The organism is Mesorhizobium sp. FG116 (assembly GCF_057809835.1).
Window position 1 is genome coordinate 181,351 of the sequence record NZ_JBMDKS010000001.1, and the last position, 16,041, is coordinate 197,391.

Below are 16,041 nucleotides of genomic sequence, written 5' to 3' on the forward strand. Positions count from 1 at the left end.
TCCGCTGTCCACCCCCAAGCGTCCGGGCCGTTAAAGGCGGCTCGCGCGCTGGTTCGGCGCAAATTGGGTTCCCGAGCCGACCGCTGGCTCGGTTGCCACGCATATAGAGAATTTTCTGGAATAGTTCTAGACACGGAATCGCCATTTTTGCCGCAGCCCAAAGCCGCAGCACTCAGACTTTGGACGGAGGGACACCCATGCGGCTGATCGCCGAAAATCTTGGCGGCGAGCGCGGCGGCGAGATCGTGTTTTCCGGCGTCGGTTTTGAACTCCATGCCGGGCAGGCGTTGATCGTCACCGGCGCAAACGGCTCCGGAAAATCGACGCTTTTGCGCATCGTGGCCGGGCTTTTGCCGGCAGCAGAAGGCAGCGTGCGTCTTGTGGATGCCGGCGAGGCTTATCCGTCGCCCGCGTCTGCCTGTCACTATCTCGGCCACCAGAATGCAATGAAGACGGCTCTGACCGTGACGGAGAATCTCGATTTCTGGCAGCGCTTCACGGGTGAGCCGCGCCTGCCCATTGCCGAGGCGCTCGATGTCGTGGGGCTCGGCGGCATCGGACATTTGCCATACGGCTATCTCTCGACCGGCCAGAAGCGCCGCATCTCGATCGCCAAGCTCCTGATCAACCATCGGCCGATCTGGCTGCTGGACGAGCCCACCGCCGGCCTCGACAAGGCGTCGGAGGAACGCTTTGCGGCGTTGATGACGGCGCATTGCGCCGCCAGCGGCATCGTGGTTGCGGCAACGCATTTGCCGCTCGGCATCGAGGCGCAGGAATTGCGCATGGGAGAAAGCGCACATGGCTGATCGCCTGGGAGGCAGACCGCAGTGCTAGCCCTGTTTACACGCGACCTGCGGCTTGGTGTGCGCGCCGGCGGCGGTGCGCTGACCGGCGTCATCTTCTTCCTGGCCGTCATCGCAACGATTCCGTTTGGCGTCGGGCCCGATCTCAACCTGCTCGCCCGCATCGGCCCTGCGATCTTGTGGATCGGGGCATTGCTGGCATCGCTACTTGGTCTCGACCGATTGTTCCAGGCCGACCGAGAGGACGGCTCGCTCGATCTGATGGTGCTTGCCGATGATCGCCACTTCCTCGGGCTGACGGTGCTGGTCAAATGTGCGGCGCATTGGGTTGGCTGCGTGCTGCCATTGGTGATTGCCGCGCCATTGCTCGGGCTGTTCATGAACATGGAGCCGCTGGCGATCGGCGCTACGGCGTTGACGCTGCTTGTCGGCACGCCTGCCATCACCTTTATCGGTGCTGCGGGGGCGGCCGTAGCGGTTGTCTTGCCGCGTGGCGGGCTGTTGATTTCGGTCCTGGTGCTGCCCTTGACCATACCCGTGCTGATCTTCGGCGTTTCGGCAAGCTATGGCGCTGTCGCGGAACCCGATCCGTTTCTCCAGCCTTTTCTCATCTTGAGCGCGCTGACGCTTTTCCTTGCCGTTATCGGACCGCTTGCGGCGGGTCTCGCCTTGCGCCATGGCAGCGATTGATCACGTTTGGTTCATGCCTAGCTCTGCGGCGTGGTGGCCAATTGCGTGGCCCTCAGGCGAAGGCTAAGGGTAGGCATGATGGCGCAAGATAGCGTGGTTCAAGCAGTTGCAAGACGTTCGGCGAGGATCAGCGCATGAGCACGCATGATCTCTATGTGGCCGCCGCTTACGCCGCTACGGTGATCGTGCTGGCTGGGCTGGTGGGCTGGATATTGCTTGACCGGCGAGCGCGCCAAAAGGAACTCTCCGAACTCGAGGCATCGGGCATTCGCCGCCGGTCGGACCGGACGGGAGCCGCCAAATCGTGAGCAGCGAAATAGAAAAGCCAGCCGGGCGCAGGTTCCTGCCGCTGCTGCCATTGCTGGTTTTTCTTGGGCTGGCGGGCCTGTTCCTGTCGCAATTGATGTCTGGCCGCGACATTTCGGAAGTCCCATCGGTGCTGATCGGACATGTCGCACCAAATACCGACCTTCCGCCCCTCGAGGGCAGCGGGCTTGCCGGGCTCAAATCCCAGGACTTCATTGGCAAGGTAACGCTGGTCAACGTCTTTGCGTCGTGGTGCGCGCCGTGCCGGGAGGAGCATCCCTTGCTGGTTGAACTGGCCAAGGATGAGCGTTTCGTGCTGGCGGGAATGAACTACAAGGACAAGGGCGAGAATGCGCTCAAGTTCCTTGCGGAACTTGGCAATCCCTACAAGGCGATAGGCGCCGACGAGAGCGGCCGCACCGGCATCGACTGGGGCGTTTATGGCGTGCCGGAAACCTTCGTCGTCGGCAAGGATGGCAAGATCGCCTACAAACATGTCGGTCCGCTGACGCCGGACTCGGTTCGGACCAAACTCATGCCGGAAGTCGAGAAGACGCTGGCCGCTCAAGCCTCTTCCTAAGGCTAGACGCCTAGCCGAAGAATTGCTGGCGGACCTGGTAGAGCATTTCCGAGCGGCTGGCGCGCATATCGGCAAGGTCGCGGTCGGTCAAGTTGTTGATCTCGTTGACGATCCGATTGTAGTCGTTGCGCCTGGCGATGCCGTTGCGGGCACGGGCGATGAGGTTGTCCAGGAACATGGTGTTCTCCATTGGCGCCTCGCAGGCGAGATGCGTTGTTCCTCCCCCAATTACGGAGTGTGACATGGTGATGCTGCGCTGCAAAAGCTAGATATTGCAGGGCAGCAATGCGCTGCATGCATACGGGCCGGCTTTGCGCCAAGGCCGTAGCCGGCGCTATTTCTTTTCTGTTTGCCCGTCGAGGGAATGGCGCATGATCAACGGCATCTGGCTTGCCGTGAACAGGATGGTTATCGGGATGTTTGCCCAAACCTTGAAGGCTATCCAGAAATCTGTCGAGAAGTTGCGCCACACAACTTCGTTGACGACAGCCATGACAAAGAAGAACACGCCCCAGCGGAAAGTGAGCTTGCGCCAACCTTCCGCATCCAGCCTGAAGGCTGAATCGAACACATAGCCCAGCAGCGATTTGCCGAAGAACAAGCCACCGAGCAGGATGCCGCCGAACAGGGCGTTGACGATGGTCGGCTTCATCTTGATGAAGACATCGTCTTGTAGGTAAAGCGTCAGCGTGCCGAAGATGAGAACGACGATGCCCGAAACCAGCGGCATGATCGGCAAGGTGCGGGTGAGCAGCCATGACACGATGAGCGCAAGCGCCGTCGCGATCATGAAAAGACCGGTGGCGATGAAGATCGGCCCCCCAAATTCCGTCAGAGCCGGGAATTTTTCGGCCAGCCAGGCCGCGCGAGCATTGGAGAAAAAGAACACCAGCAGCGGGCCCAGTTCCAACACGAACTTGAGCCCTGGATTGATAGCTTGCTTCTTCGCCTTTTTAGGGTCGGAAGGGTCGCTTTCGAGGATTGGGGCGTTCATGTTGGCTCGCTACCGATGGAAGTGATGGCTGGCGCCGAATGGGATGAAGGGGACGTTCTATCCTACGCCTGCGATCGCCTTGGCGAAATCGTTGGCTGAAAATGGTTCGAGATCGTCAACTTGTTCGCCGACGCCGATAAAGTAAACCGGCAGCTTGTGCTTGGCGGCAATGGCGACAAGGATGCCACCACGCGCGGTGCCGTCGAGCTTGGTCATGACGAGGCCGTTTACGCCGGCAATGTTGCGGAAGATCTCGACCTGGTTGAGCGCGTTCTGGCCGGTGGTGGCGTCGACTGTCTGCAAGACGGTGTGCGGTGCTTCCGGATCGAGTTTGCCGAGCACGCGCACGATCTTTTCCAGCTCGGCCATCAGTTCGGCCTTGTTCTGGAGCCGGCCCGCCGTGTCGATGATGAGTACGTCCGAGCCTGCCGCCTTGGCTTTTTCGAAGGCGTCATAGGCGAGGCCGGCGGCATCCGCGCCAAGCTTGGTGGCGATAACAGGGGAACCGGTGCGTTCGCCCCAGATCTTGAGCTGTTCGATGGCAGCGGCGCGGAAGGTGTCGCCGGCTGCGAGCATTACCGAGAGGCCGCCTTCGGTCAGCTTGGCGGCAAGCTTGCCGATGGTGGTGGTCTTGCCGGTGCCGTTGACGCCGACGACCAGCACGACATGCGGTTTGTGCGACAGGTCGAGTTCCAGCGGTTTGGCGACGGGCGCCAGGACCTTTTCCACTTCCGCCGCCATGACGGCACGGACTTCGGCGTCGGACACATCCTTGCCGTAGCGGCTGGCGGCAAGCGAATCGGTGACGCGCAGTGCCGTCTCGACGCCAAGATCGGCACGGATCAGCACGTCTTCCAGATCCTGAAGCGTTTCCTCGTCCAGCTTGCGCTTGGTGAACACGCCGGCGATGTTGCCGGAAAGCTCGCGCGACGAACGCGCCAGCCCATCCTTCATGCGCTGGAACCAGGAGAGTTTCGGCGCAGGCGCGGCGGGTGCTGCCGGCTCGGCCTTCTTCTCGACCGTCTTTGCGACGGTTACCTTGCCCTCTGGGACCTTGCCTTCGGGCTCGCGCGGTGGGGCAGGCGCCGGCGCGGCAGCCGTCCTAGCAGCGATACGCTCCGCCTCTGCGGCGCGTTCAGCCTCCGCTAGACGTTCGGCGTCGCGCTCGGCAGCGGCCAGTCGCTCCTGCTCGGCCTTTTCCGCGGCCTCTCGCGCAACCTGTGCAGCAGCTTCCTGCTCTGCGCGTTGGCGTGCGTCCTGTTCGGCGCGTTCTCGGCCAAGGCGTTCGTCCTCCGCGGCCCGGTGGGCCTGCGCCTCGCGTTCGGCAGCCTGCCTCTCTCGCTCGGCGTTTTCTTGGGCCAACTTGCGTTCGGTCTCGGCGGCAAGGCGCGCGGCCTCCTCTTCAGCAAGCCTTCTGGCATCCTCCTGCGCCAGCAGTTCGGCCTCCTCGACTTCGCGGCGGCGCTCCTCAAGCCATTCGGCCTCGATGCGATCGGCTTCGGCGAGCAACCTCGCCTTCTCCTCGGCTTCCCGCGCTGCCTGTTCTGCCGCCAGCCGCTCGGCATCCGCCGGATCGGTGACTGGTGCGCCAAGCGGCTGGCCGGCCTCATCGGCAGGCGTTTCCTCGACCTTCTTTGACCCGAAGGAGAATACTTTCTTGATGAAGCCGAAGGCCATGCGGTCTCTCTACTTCAGGCTGCGTGCGCGGCGCAGGGTGCAGCGACTAGCCGGGTGTCGTCATGGCCGGTAATGACCGCATCGATGATCTCGCCCGGCACGCCGGCGTCGATGGCCGTCAGGGTAAAGCCTTCGGTGCGGCCAAGGCCCTTGCGCTCGACAAGGATCGACTGGCTGCTGCCCTGCAGGCGTTCAAGGTGGCGGCGGTAGGCGGCTTCGCCGGCAGCACGCAGCCGCCCGGCGCGTTGCTTGACGACGTCGCGCCGCACCTGCGGCATGCGCGCGGCGGGCGTGCCTTCGCGCGGCGAGAACGGGAAGACGTGCAGCTGCGTGAGGCCGCATTCATCGACGATTTTCAGCGAATTCTCGAACATCTCGTCGGTTTCGGTCGGGAAGCCGGCGATGATGTCGGCACCGAAGACGATGTCGGGGCGCAGCTTGCGGACCTCGGCGCAGAAGCGGATGGAATCGTCGCGCAGATGCCGGCGCTTCATGCGCTTGAGGATCATGTCATCGCCCGATTGCAGGGAAAGGTGCAAATGCGGCATCAGCCGCTTTTCGGTGGCGATGGCTTCAAGCAGTTCTTCGTCGGCTTCGATGGAATCGATCGACGACAGACGTAGCCGCTTTACGTCCGGCACCTGGCGCAGGATCGTCCTGACCAAACGCCCAAGCTTGGGGCTGCCGGGAAGATCGGCGCCGAAGCTGGTCATGTCGACGCCTGACAGAACGACTTCAGCATAACCGTTGCCTGCCAACCGCTTGATTTGCTCGACAACCGCGCCCATCGGTACGGAGCGTGAATTGCCGCGCCCGTAGGGAATGATGCAGAAGGTGCAGCGGTGGTCGCAGCCGTTCTGCACCTGAACGAAGGCGCGCGCGCGCCCTTCGATGGCATCGACCATATGCGAGGCGGTTTCGCGAACGGAAAAGATGTCGTTGACGCGGGCCTTTTCGAAGTCGTTGACGCCGAAATCCGGCAATGCCCGATAGGAATGCGCCGAAAGTTTCTCCTCGTTGCCGAGGACAAGATCGACCTCGTCCATGGCGACGAAGTCCTGCGGACCGGTCTGAGCAGCGCAACCGGTGACGATGATGCGGGCATCCGGATGCTCGCGGCGCGCCTTGCGCACCGCCTGCTTGGCCTGGCGCACGGCCTCGCCTGTCACCGCGCAGGTGTTGAAGATGATCGCGCCGCCCGCCAGTTGGCCGAGCCCGGCCTTTTCGGCCTCACGGCGCATGACTTCGGATTCATAGGTGTTGAGCCGGCAACCGAAGGTGACGACCTCGATGCCTTTCGTCTCTTCAGCGCTCATCAGGCTGCGCTTTCCGTGTCGCGCTGCCATGCGCCCGTGGCCGGGTCGAACGTGCCGGAAAATTCCCATTCAGCGGCACCGGTCAAGACCACGTGGTCGTCCTCGCGCCATTCGACGTGAAGCTGGCCGCCCGGAGCGGTCAGATTTACGCTTCGCCCGGTGCGGCGGGTGCGTGCGGCGGCTACGGCTGCCGCGCAGGCGGCAGAGCCGCAAGCTCGGGTGAGGCCGGCGCCACGTTCCCACGTCCTGATCGTCAACGCATCAGGCCCGGTCACCTGGGCTATGGTGATATTGGCGCGCTCGGGAAACAGCGGATGGTTTTCCAGCATGGGGCCGAAACGGTCGAGTTCATAAGACCAGACGTCGTTGTCGACCCAGAAAATCGCATGCGGGTTGCCCATGGAAACGGCGGAGGGCGAATGCAGCACCGGCGCATCGATCGGCCCGACCTGCAGTTCGATCATGCGGGTGTCACGGAATTCCTCGGCCAGCGGAATATCCTGCCAGCCGAAACGGGGCGTTCCCATATCCACGGAAATCTGGCCGTCGGCATGTTCGATAGCGTTGAGGATGCCGGCCAGTGTCTCGAAAGTGAAAGCCTTGCGGCCTGTCTCGGCGGCCAGTGCCTGCACGACGCAACGGGTGCCGTTGCCGCATGCCTGCGCAGGCGTGCCGTCGGAGTTGAGGATGGCGATGTAGTAGTCGGTGCCGGGCGTCCGCGCTTCATGGATCGCCATGATCTGGTCGAACTTGGTTGCCGCATCGGCATCGAGCGCCAATGCGGCTGCCGCGCTTACGCTATCCGCACGGCCGCGCATGTCGGCGACGATGATCTCGTTGCCGATGCCGTTCATCTTGGCGAAGGGGGCTGCGCCTGCCATCGATCCGTTCGTTTCCGCCACGGCAATTCCCGGAAAAGTGACTGGCGGTTTTCCGTGTGGAACTGCGAAGTTCAAATGCTTGGCGCTATATGGCGGAAACGGGCGGCAATTACCAGTGCAACCGGCTTCAGGTAACGGCGAAAAGGCCCAACACCACCAACAGGAATATGACCAGCACGATGGCGATCAGGATGCGCGCGCCTGTCGCTGCCGCCCCGGCAAGTGCCGGCATGCCGAGCAGGCTCGCCGCTGCGGCGACGATTAGAAGAATGAGAATCCATTTGATCATGGCGAGCCTCCGACACGGCAAGATGCGTGCCGGGGAAATGCTTGCCGTGGCGTTGAGTTCCCTCTACCGGCGCGCGAACCGGCTCACTGCTGCAGATTTGCAACAAATCCGAATGCAAAACCCTATTTTAACCATATCCGGTTGAAATTCTGCCACCTTCACCATCTTGGTGGGGGTACCTATTTTTCGAACGGCGCCCATGAGAGGTCCCGTGGAGGTTGCGATGGCACATTTGAGAACCGGCCTGATTGCTGCATTCGGAGCCGTGTTGCTGGCGAGCGGATGCTCAAGCACACGTTTTTCCTCCATGGATTCGGCACAGCCCGAGCCGTTGCAGGCTTCGCCTTCGGGCACCGTTTCATCCAGTCAGTTGCCGCCTCCGGCAACGCCTGCGCCGACCGATCCTTCGCAATTCCCGGCGGCTCCACAGGGTACGCAAGTGGCTGCGCTGCCTACCGATGGAACCGCGCCCGCGGGTGCAGCGGACCTGACGGCCTCAAGTGTTGCCGGTGTCTGGACGGCCAATGTCGCCGGCCAAAGCTGCAAGGTCGCGACTCCGCAGACCAAGTTCGGACAGGGCTATCGCGCCGGACCTTTGCGCTGCCCGGCACCTGTCGATGGCGTGAAGTCGTGGAACGTAGCGGGCAAGCAGCTCACCCTCTACGATCAGGACGGTGGCACGCTCGCTCGCCTTTATTCCTCGGGAGCCGGCAAATTCGACGGCCAGACTTCCAATGGGCAAGCCATTTCGCTAACACGCTAAGCCATACGGGGCTTATTCGGCGAAGAGACAAATGCACCTGCGTGACGGCCTCCAGACCCACGCGACCGTCAGGCAGCGCTACGACCATCTGGTCGAAAGCGGGGCCGTGGCGCGCGACGCCGAACAGTTGCGAATTGTCGGGCGGCTGGACAAGCTGATCGATACCATTTCGACAAAACGGGTCGCGCAGAAGTCGAGCGCGCTCGGCTGGCTGTTCGGGCGCAAGCGCGAGGCGCGCGAACTGGTCAAGGGCTTGTACATCCATGGTGGCGTCGGGCGCGGCAAGACCATGCTGATGGACATGTTTTTCGAGCTCGTTCCGGTCAAGCGCAAGCGCCGTGCCCATTTCAACGATTTCATGGCCGATGTGCACGACCGTATCCAGAAGCACCGTCAGGCGCGCAAGGAGGGTACGGTCAAGGAAGACGATCCTATTCCGCCCGTGGCCCGCGCGCTGGCCGAGGAAGCCTGGGTCCTGTGCTTCGACGAGTTCACGGTTACCGACATTGCCGACGCCATGGTGCTGTCGCGCCTGTTTTCGGCGCTGTTTGCCGATGGCGTCGTCCTTGTCGCAACGTCCAATGTCGCGCCGGTTGATCTTTACCGTGATGGGCTGAACCGGCAGCTTTTCATGCCGTTCATCGGTATTCTGGAACGGCATACGGAGGTTCTGGCGCTGGACAGCGACAAGGACTACCGGTTGGAAAAGCTGAACAGCCTGCCGGTTTATGTGACCCCGGCCGATGCGGCCGCCGATGCGGCGCTTGATGCTGCGTGGTCGGCAATGACCGAAAATCGGCCCGAGAAGGCTGTCGAGATCAGGATCAAGGGCCGCACCGTGGAGGTGCCGCGCGCGGTGGAACGCGCCGCGCGTTTCTCGTTTGCAGAGCTATGCGATGCGCCGCTCGGCGCGCGCGACTATCTGGCGATTGCGGAACGCTTCGACACGATCTTCATCGATCATGTTCCCGTTCTCGATCAGACCAGGCGCAATCCCACCAAGCGCTTCATTCTCTTGATCGACACGCTCTACGATACGCACAAGCGGCTTGTGGTCAGCGCCGAGGATCGACCGGAGAAGCTTTACGCCGGAAGGGCGGGCGTGACGGAGGCATTCGAGTTCGATCGCACGGCTTCCAGGCTGATCGAAATGCAGAGCCGCGATTGGCTGGACGCATGGGCACAACGGCATGAGACGAATGAGGGCGACATTATCTATGGGAACGAAATGACAGCGCGAGCCATCTATTGATCGCGGATGCGAGCGCTGCTGGTCGCGGGCCCTGTTTCCGAGACGTCAAAAAACCTGTCCATTGGGAAAGTTGTTTGACGTTTACGTAACTCAAACCGTTTATAACCGATTGAAATTTCAGGCGTGGAAATAACCGTTTGAATTTTTTGTAGGCCGGGTCTATGGGGTGCGGCGAATTCTCGCGGGTTCACCGCACCCTACCGGCCTCACCTTCGACGCCGTCGTGGCGCCGTCACAGAAAAAGGGAATTGATCCTGACATGGCACGCAACAAGATAGCGCTCATCGGCTCGGGCATGATCGGCGGCACGCTCGCCCATCTGATCGGTCTCAAGGAACTCGGCGATGTCGTGTTGTTCGACATTGCCGAAGGCATTCCGCAGGGCAAGGGCCTGGATCTGGCGGAATCGTCGCCGGTCGATGGCTTCGACACGCGCTATGTCGGCGTCAACGACTATGCGGGTATCGAAGGCGCGGATGTGTGCATTGTCACCGCCGGTGTGCCGCGCAAGCCCGGCATGAGCCGCGACGACCTGTTGGGCATCAACCTCAAGGTCATGGAACAGGTTGGCGCGGGCATCAAGAAATACGCGCCCAAGGCCTTCGTCATCTGCATCACCAATCCGCTCGACGCGATGGTGTGGGCGCTGCAGAAGTTTTCCGGCCTGCCCAAGAGCCACGTCATCGGCATGGCCGGCGTGCTGGACTCCTCGCGTTTCCGCTATTTCCTGGCCGAAGAATTCAAGGTGTCGGTTGAAGACGTCAGCGCCATGACGCTTGGCGGCCACGGCGACGACATGGTGCCGATGACACGCTATTCCACCGTTGCCGGCATTCCCCTCCCCGACCTGGTGAAGATGGGCTGGACTTCCAAGGACAAGCTCGACGCCATCGTCGAGCGTACCCGCAAGGGTGGCGGCGAGATCGTCGGCCTGTTGAAGACGGGTTCGGCCTATTATGCGCCGGCGGCCTCGGCGGTCGCCATGGCCGAGGCCTATCTCAAGGACAAGAAGCGGGTCCTGCCCTGCGCCGCGCATCTCAATGGCCAGTATGGCGTCAAGGACACCTATGTCGGTGTGCCGGTGGTGATCGGCGCCGGTGGCGTCGAGCGCATCATCGAACTCGATTTCAGCAAGGCTGAGCAGAAGATGTTCGAGAAGTCCGTCAGTGCAGTGCAGGCGCTCACCGAGGCTTGCGTCAAGATCGCCCCGCAACTCGCCAAGAAGTGACCGGAGGCATATCGAATGAACATTCATGAGTATCAGGGCAAGCAGCTCCTGAAAGGCTTTGGTGCGCCGGTCGCCGAGGGCGTGCCGGTGTTCAAGGCAAATGAGGCGGAAGCCGCCGCGAAGGCGCTGCCGGGTCCGCTTTATGTGGTGAAGAGCCAGATCCACGCCGGCGGACGCGGCAAGGGCAAGTTCAAGGAACTGCCGGCGGATGCCAAGGGCGGTGTCCGCCTTGCCAAGTCGGTGGCCGAGGTGGTTGCCAACGTCAATGAGATGCTGGGTGCGACGCTTGTCACCAAGCAGACCGGCCCTGCCGGCAAGCAGGTCAACCGCCTCTATATCGAGGACGGCGCGGACATTGACCGCGAGCTATACCTGTCGCTGCTGGTCGACCGTTCGGTCGGTCGTGTTGCCTTCGTCGTTTCGACCGAAGGCGGCATGGATATCGAGACGGTGGCACACGACACGCCTGAAAAGATCGTCACCGCTGCAATCGACCCCGAAAAGGGCGTCACTGCCGATGACGTGAAGAAGCTCAACGCCGCGCTGAAGCTTGCCGGCGAAGCGGCGAAGGACGGCGAGACGCTGTTTCCCCTGCTCTACAAAGCCTTTGTCGAGAAGGACATGAGCCTGCTCGAGGTCAACCCGCTGATCGTGATGAAGAACGGCAGGCTGCGCGTGCTCGACGCCAAGGTGTCGTTCGACAACAATGCGCTGTTCCGTCACCCGGACGTGGTCGAGCTGCGCGACACGACCGAAGAGGACGAGAAGGAAATCGAGGCGTCGAAGTACGATCTCGCTTATGTCGCGCTCGACGGCAATATCGGCTGCATGGTCAATGGCGCCGGCCTTGCCATGGCGACGATGGACATTATCAAGCTTTACGGCGCTGAGCCTGCGAACTTCCTCGACGTCGGCGGCGGCGCTTCCAAGGAGAAGGTGACTGCGGCCTTCAAGATCATCACCAAGGACCCGGCCGTCAAAGGCATACTGGTCAACATCTTCGGCGGCATCATGAAGTGCGATGTCATCGCCGAAGGCGTGGTCGCGGCGGTGAAAGAGGTCGGCCTCAAGGTCCCGCTGGTGGTCAGGCTCGAAGGCACCAATGTCGAGCTTGGCAAGAAGATCATCCGCGAAAGCGGGCTCAATGTGACGTCAGCCGACGACCTCGACGATGCCGCGCAGAAGATCGTCAAGGCCGTGAAGGGGAACTGAGCCGTGTCCATTCTCATCAACAAAGACACCAAGGTTCTCGTCCAGGGCCTGACCGGCAAGACCGGCTCGTTCCATACGGAACAGGCGCTGGCCTATCACGGTACCAAGATGGTTGGCGGCATTCACCCGAAGAAGGGTGGCGAAAAGTGGGACGGCTCGGTGCCGTTGCCGATCTTCGCGACCGTTGCCGAAGGCAGGGAAAAGACCGGCGCGACAGCGTCCGTTGTCTATGTGCCGCCGGCAGGCGCCGCCGCCGCTATCATCGAGGCGATCGATGCTGAAATGCCGCTGATCGTCTGCATCACGGAAGGCATTCCGGTGATGGACATGGTCAAGGTCAAGGCCCGGCTCGACAAGTCGAAGTCGCGGCTGATCGGGCCGAATTGCCCGGGCATCGTCACGCCCGACGAATGCAAGATCGGCATCATGCCCGGTAACATCTTCCGCAAAGGATCGGTCGGCGTTGTTTCCCGCTCGGGAACGCTTACCTATGAGGCTGTTTTCCAGACCACCAACGCCGGCCTCGGCCAGACCACTGCGGTCGGCATCGGCGGCGATCCGGTCAAGGGTACGGAGTTTATCGACGTGCTGGAGATGTTCCTGGCCGACGAGGCGACCAAGTCGATCATCATGATCGGCGAGATCGGCGGTTCGGCGGAAGAAGACGCTGCCCAGTTCCTCAAGGACGAGGCCAAGCGCGGGCGCAAGAAGCCGATGGCAGGCTTCATCGCCGGTCGTACTGCGCCGGCAGGCCGCACAATGGGCCATGCGGGCGCCGTCATCTCCGGCGGCAAGGGCGGTGCGGAAGACAAGATCGCTGCGATGGAAGCTGCCGGCGTCAAGGTTTCGCCGTCGCCGGCACGACTGGGAACGACACTGGTCGAAGCGATCAAAGGCTGATTGACGCGCCGGGCGGTTTTCTGCCCGGCGCGTATTACCAGGAAGGGTGGACGTTTTACACGGCGGCGACGGCCGCAGGACACGAAGCGGCGGAGAGCCGCAAACGCAAGGAGACGAAGCCCGAGGCTTCGAGCGCGACATGGCGAGACAAGATCAAACCAACGACCAATTCTCCCTCACATCTTTCCTCTATGGCGGCAATGCCGACTATATCGAAGCCCTTTATGAGGCTTACGAAGACGATCCTGCCTCGGTCGATCCGCAATGGCAGGATTTCTTTGCTGCGCTGAAGGACGATGCTGCCGACGTCAGGAAGAACGCCCAAGGCGCTTCCTGGGCAAAGCCCTCATGGCCGCTTCAGGCCAACGGCGAACTGGTGTCGGCCCTCGACGGCAATTGGGGGCTGGTCGAGAAGGTCATTGAGAAGAAGATCAAGGACAAGGCGGTCCCCAACGGGGTCGCACTGTCGGATGCCGATGTCCATCAGGCGACGCGCGATTCCGTGCGCGCCATCATGATGATCCGCGCGTTCCGCATGCGCGGTCACCTTCATGCCAAGCTTGATCCGCTCGGCATTGCCGGGGAACTGGAAGACTACAACGAATTGTCGCCGCAGAATTATGGCTTCACCGAAGCCGATTTCGACCGGTCGATCTTCCTCGACAATGTGCTTGGGCTTGAGTTCGGCACGGTCCGGCAGATGCTGGAGATTCTTACCCGCACCTATTGCTCGACGCTTGGCGTCGAATTCATGCACATCTCGGACCCCGAGGAAAAGGCATGGATACAGGAGCGTATCGAGGGCGCCGACAAGGAAATCTCGTTCACGGCAGAAGGCAAGAAGGCGATCCTGCAAAAGCTGATCGAGGCCGAAGGGTTCGAACAGTTTATCGACGTGAAGTACAAGGGCACCAAGCGGTTCGGTCTCGACGGCGGTGAATCCCTGATCCCGGCGCTGGAGCAGATCGTGAAGCGCGGTGGCCAGCTCGGCATGAAGGAGATCGTGCTCGGCATGGCGCACCGCGGGCGTCTCAATGTGCTCAGCCAGGTCATGGCCAAGCCGCACCGGGCGATTTTTCACGAATTCAAGGGCGGCTCCTACGCTCCCGACGATGTCGAGGGGTCCGGGGACGTGAAGTACCATCTTGGCGCTTCGTCGGACCGCGAATTCGACGGCAACAAGGTGCACCTGTCGCTGACCGCCAATCCTTCGCACCTTGAGATCGTCGATCCGGTGGTGATGGGCAAGGCGCGTGCCAAGCAGGACCATCTCTACGGAAGGGCTCGCGAGGAGATCGTGCCGTTGGAGGAGCGCGCCAAGGTGCTGCCGCTGCTTCTGCATGGCGACGCGGCCTTTGCCGGCCAAGGCGTGATCGCCGAAATACTCGGCCTTTCCGGCTTGCGCGGCCATCGCGTCGCCGGAACGTTGCATTTCATCATCAACAACCAGATCGGCTTTACGACCAATCCGCGCTTCTCGCGTTCGTCGCCCTATCCGTCCGATGTTGCGAAGATGATCGAAGCGCCGATTTTCCACGTCAACGGCGATGATCCGGAGGCGGTTGTCCATGCCGCCAAGGTGGCGACGGAATTCCGCATGAAGTTCCACAAGCCAGTGGTGGTGGACATGTTCTGCTATCGCCGGTTCGGCCACAATGAGGGCGACGAGCCTGCGTTCACGCAGCCGATCATGTATCGCTCCATTCGCGCGCACAAGACAGCGGTGCAGCTCTATGCGGAACGCCTGATCGCCGAAGGCCAGATCACCCAGGCCGATTTCGACAAGATGAAGTCTGATTGGCGCGCACATCTGGAAGCCGAGTTTGAAGCCGGGCAGGCCTACAGGCCCAACAAGGCGGACTGGCTGGATGGTGCCTGGTCGGGCCTCAGGACTGCGGACAATCAGGACGAGCAGCGGCGCGGCAAGACCGCCGTGCCGGTGAAGGTGCTGAAGGAAATCGGCAAGAAGTTGACCGAAGTGCCGAAGGGTTTCGAAGCCCACCGGACAATCCAGCGCTTTCTCGAGAACCGTCGCAACGCGATAGAGACGGGCGAGGGCATCGACTGGGCGACGGCCGAGGCACTGGCTTTCGGCGCCATCCTTTTGGACGGCAATCCGGTGCGCCTGTCCGGGCAGGACAGCGAACGCGGCACCTTCTCGCAGCGGCATTCGGTGCTTTACGACCAGAAGGACGAGACCCGCTATATTCCGCTGAACAACCTCTCGGCGGCGCAGGCAGGCTACGAAGTCATCAATTCGATGCTGTCGGAAGAGGCGGTGCTTGGGTTCGAATATGGCTATTCGCTGGCCGCGCCAAAGGCGATCACCTTGTGGGAAGCCCAGTTCGGCGATTTCGCCAACGGCGCGCAAGTCGTATTCGACCAGTTCATCTCGTCTGGTGAGCGCAAATGGTTGCGCATGTCGGGCCTCGTCTGCCTGCTTCCGCACGGCTATGAAGGGCAAGGCCCGGAGCACTCTTCGGCTCGCCTTGAGCGCTTCCTGCAGCTTTGCGCCGAAGACAATATGCAGGTTGCCTATTGCTCGACGCCGGCGAACTATTTCCACATACTGCGCCGGCAGTTGAAGCGCGACTTCCGCAAGCCGCTGATCCTGATGACGCCGAAATCGCTTCTGCGCCACAAGCGCGCGGTTTCGACAATTGCGGAAATGTCGGGCGAGAGCGCCTTCCACCGGCTGTTGTGGGATGATGCGCAGTCGGCTGGTGCGGGCAGCGACTTGGTGCGGCTGGTCAAGGATTCCAAGATCCGCCGCGTCGTGCTTTGTACCGGCAAGGTCTATTACGATCTGCTGGAAGAACGCGAGAAGCGCGGCATCAACGACATCTACCTGCTGCGCGTGGAACAGCTTTATCCATTCCCGGCCAAGGCGCTGATCACCGAGCTGTCGCGGTTCCGCGGCGCGCAGATGGTCTGGTGCCAGGAAGAGCCGAAAAACATGGGTGCGTGGTCGTTCATCGACCCCTATCTGGAATGGGTGTTGGCGCATATCGACGCCAAGCATCAGCGGGTGCGGTACACTGGCCGCCCTGCTGCAGCGTCGCCTGCAACCGGCCTGATGTCTAAGCATCTGGCGCAACTTGCTGCCCTGCTCGAAGACGCGCTCGGCGAATAGACACTGGAAGAGAA

General features: G+C 61.8%; 15 protein-coding genes and 1 pseudogene. 10 read left to right on the forward strand and 6 right to left on the reverse strand.

Annotated features, from left to right (window positions below):
* Positions 1-197: 197 nt before the first annotated feature.
* The 4 genes from ccmA to ACODTY_RS00820 all read left to right on the forward strand — a co-directional run bounded on the left by ccmA (position 198) and on the right by ACODTY_RS00820 (position 2,382).
* Complete coding sequence (gene ccmA, locus ACODTY_RS00805) at positions 198-809, forward strand: heme ABC exporter ATP-binding protein CcmA (RefSeq protein ID WP_488992396.1); 612 nt, start codon at positions 198-200, stop codon at positions 807-809.
* Between the two features lie 21 nt (positions 810-830).
* Positions 831-1,496 carry a heme exporter protein CcmB gene (ccmB, locus tag ACODTY_RS00810; RefSeq protein ID WP_488992397.1) on the forward strand — a complete coding sequence of 222 codons (666 nt, stop codon included), beginning with the start codon at positions 831-833 and terminating at the stop codon, positions 1,494-1,496.
* 134 nt (positions 1,497-1,630) lie between these two features.
* Complete coding sequence (gene ccmD / locus ACODTY_RS00815; protein WP_488992398.1) at positions 1,631-1,804, forward strand: heme exporter protein CcmD; 174 nt, start codon at positions 1,631-1,633, stop codon at positions 1,802-1,804.
* Positions 1,801-2,382, forward strand: coding sequence for a DsbE family thiol:disulfide interchange protein (locus ACODTY_RS00820; protein WP_488992399.1), 582 nt, complete (start codon positions 1,801-1,803; stop codon positions 2,380-2,382). Before ccmD ends, ACODTY_RS00820 begins: the two co-directional genes overlap by 4 nt.
* 10 nt (positions 2,383-2,392) lie before the next feature.
* On the opposite strand, the gene ACODTY_RS00825 is transcribed toward ACODTY_RS00820, so the two are convergent.
* From ACODTY_RS00825 to ACODTY_RS00850, 6 genes and pseudogenes are all read right to left on the reverse strand, one after another.
* Positions 2,393-2,560 carry a DUF1127 domain-containing protein gene (locus ACODTY_RS00825; protein ID WP_488992400.1) on the reverse strand — a complete coding sequence of 56 codons (168 nt, stop codon included), beginning with the start codon at positions 2,558-2,560 and terminating at the stop codon, positions 2,393-2,395.
* A 156-nt stretch (positions 2,561-2,716) separates the two neighbouring features.
* Positions 2,717-3,376 (reverse strand): septation protein A, encoded by a 660-nt coding sequence (locus ACODTY_RS00830; RefSeq protein WP_488992401.1) that lies wholly within the window; start codon positions 3,374-3,376, stop codon positions 2,717-2,719.
* Between the two features lie 57 nt (positions 3,377-3,433).
* Positions 3,434-4,510, reverse strand: a pseudogene (ftsY, locus tag ACODTY_RS00835) (signal recognition particle-docking protein FtsY); the annotation flags it as partial.
* 557 nt (positions 4,511-5,067) lie between these two features.
* Positions 5,068-6,369, reverse strand: coding sequence for a tRNA (N(6)-L-threonylcarbamoyladenosine(37)-C(2))-methylthiotransferase MtaB (gene mtaB / locus ACODTY_RS00840; RefSeq protein ID WP_488992402.1), 1,302 nt, complete (start codon positions 6,367-6,369; stop codon positions 5,068-5,070).
* Entirely contained in the window at positions 6,369-7,250 is an 882-nt protein-coding gene (gene dapF, locus ACODTY_RS00845) for a diaminopimelate epimerase (protein ID WP_488992628.1), read from the reverse strand. Before dapF ends, mtaB begins: the two co-directional genes overlap by 1 nt.
* A gap of 127 nt (positions 7,251-7,377) precedes the next feature.
* On the reverse strand, positions 7,378-7,539 hold the full coding sequence (locus ACODTY_RS00850) for a DUF1328 domain-containing protein (RefSeq protein WP_488992403.1): 162 nt from the start codon (positions 7,537-7,539) through the stop codon (positions 7,378-7,380).
* Between the two features lie 223 nt (positions 7,540-7,762).
* On the opposite strand from ACODTY_RS00850, the gene ACODTY_RS00855 reads away from it, so the two are divergent.
* The 6 genes from ACODTY_RS00855 to ACODTY_RS00880 all read left to right on the forward strand — a co-directional run bounded on the left by ACODTY_RS00855 (position 7,763) and on the right by ACODTY_RS00880 (position 16,027).
* A complete protein-coding gene (locus ACODTY_RS00855) occupies positions 7,763-8,302 on the forward strand; it encodes a protease inhibitor Inh/omp19 family protein (protein ID WP_488992404.1) in 540 nt (179 codons plus the stop codon).
* Positions 8,303-8,333: 31 nt separating this feature from the next.
* Positions 8,334-9,554, forward strand: a complete 1,221-nt coding sequence (gene zapE / locus ACODTY_RS00860) for a cell division protein ZapE (RefSeq protein ID WP_488992405.1) — start codon at positions 8,334-8,336, stop codon at positions 9,552-9,554.
* A gap of 259 nt (positions 9,555-9,813) precedes the next feature.
* Entirely contained in the window at positions 9,814-10,782 is a 969-nt protein-coding gene (gene mdh, locus ACODTY_RS00865; RefSeq protein ID WP_488992406.1) for a malate dehydrogenase, read from the forward strand.
* Between the two features lie 15 nt (positions 10,783-10,797).
* Positions 10,798-11,994 carry an ADP-forming succinate--CoA ligase subunit beta gene (gene sucC / locus ACODTY_RS00870; RefSeq protein ID WP_488992407.1) on the forward strand — a complete coding sequence of 399 codons (1,197 nt, stop codon included), beginning with the start codon at positions 10,798-10,800 and terminating at the stop codon, positions 11,992-11,994.
* A 3-nt stretch (positions 11,995-11,997) separates the two neighbouring features.
* Entirely contained in the window at positions 11,998-12,894 is an 897-nt protein-coding gene (gene sucD, locus ACODTY_RS00875) for a succinate--CoA ligase subunit alpha (protein ID WP_488992408.1), read from the forward strand.
* Between the two features lie 139 nt (positions 12,895-13,033).
* The gene (locus ACODTY_RS00880) at positions 13,034-16,027 is read left to right on the forward strand and encodes a 2-oxoglutarate dehydrogenase E1 component (RefSeq protein ID WP_488992409.1); all 2,994 of its coding nucleotides are present in this window, start codon (positions 13,034-13,036) and stop codon (positions 16,025-16,027) included.
* The last annotated feature ends 14 nt before the right edge of the window (positions 16,028-16,041 follow it).

Coding starts and splice junctions, on each gene's coding strand:
- ccmA (WP_488992396.1), top strand. CDS start 198: ATGCGGCTGATCGCCGAAAATCTTGGCGGCGAGCGCGGCGGCGAGATC.
- ccmD (WP_488992398.1), top strand. CDS start 1,631: ATGAGCACGCATGATCTCTATGTGGCCGCCGCTTACGCCGCTACGGTG.
- ACODTY_RS00825 (WP_488992400.1), bottom strand. CDS start 2,560: ATGTTCCTGGACAACCTCATCGCCCGTGCCCGCAACGGCATCGCCAGG.
- ACODTY_RS00830 (WP_488992401.1), bottom strand. CDS start 3,376: ATGAACGCCCCAATCCTCGAAAGCGACCCTTCCGACCCTAAAAAGGCG.
- mtaB (WP_488992402.1), bottom strand. CDS start 6,369: ATGAGCGCTGAAGAGACGAAAGGCATCGAGGTCGTCACCTTCGGTTGC.
- dapF (WP_488992628.1), bottom strand. CDS start 7,250: ATGGCAGGCGCAGCCCCCTTCGCCAAGATGAACGGCATCGGCAACGAG.
- ACODTY_RS00850 (WP_488992403.1), bottom strand. CDS start 7,539: ATGATCAAATGGATTCTCATTCTTCTAATCGTCGCCGCAGCGGCGAGC.
- ACODTY_RS00855 (WP_488992404.1), top strand. CDS start 7,763: ATGGCACATTTGAGAACCGGCCTGATTGCTGCATTCGGAGCCGTGTTG.
- zapE (WP_488992405.1), top strand. CDS start 8,334: ATGCACCTGCGTGACGGCCTCCAGACCCACGCGACCGTCAGGCAGCGC.
- mdh (WP_488992406.1), top strand. CDS start 9,814: ATGGCACGCAACAAGATAGCGCTCATCGGCTCGGGCATGATCGGCGGC.
- sucC (WP_488992407.1), top strand. CDS start 10,798: ATGAACATTCATGAGTATCAGGGCAAGCAGCTCCTGAAAGGCTTTGGT.
- ACODTY_RS00880 (WP_488992409.1), top strand. CDS start 13,034: ATGGCGAGACAAGATCAAACCAACGACCAATTCTCCCTCACATCTTTC.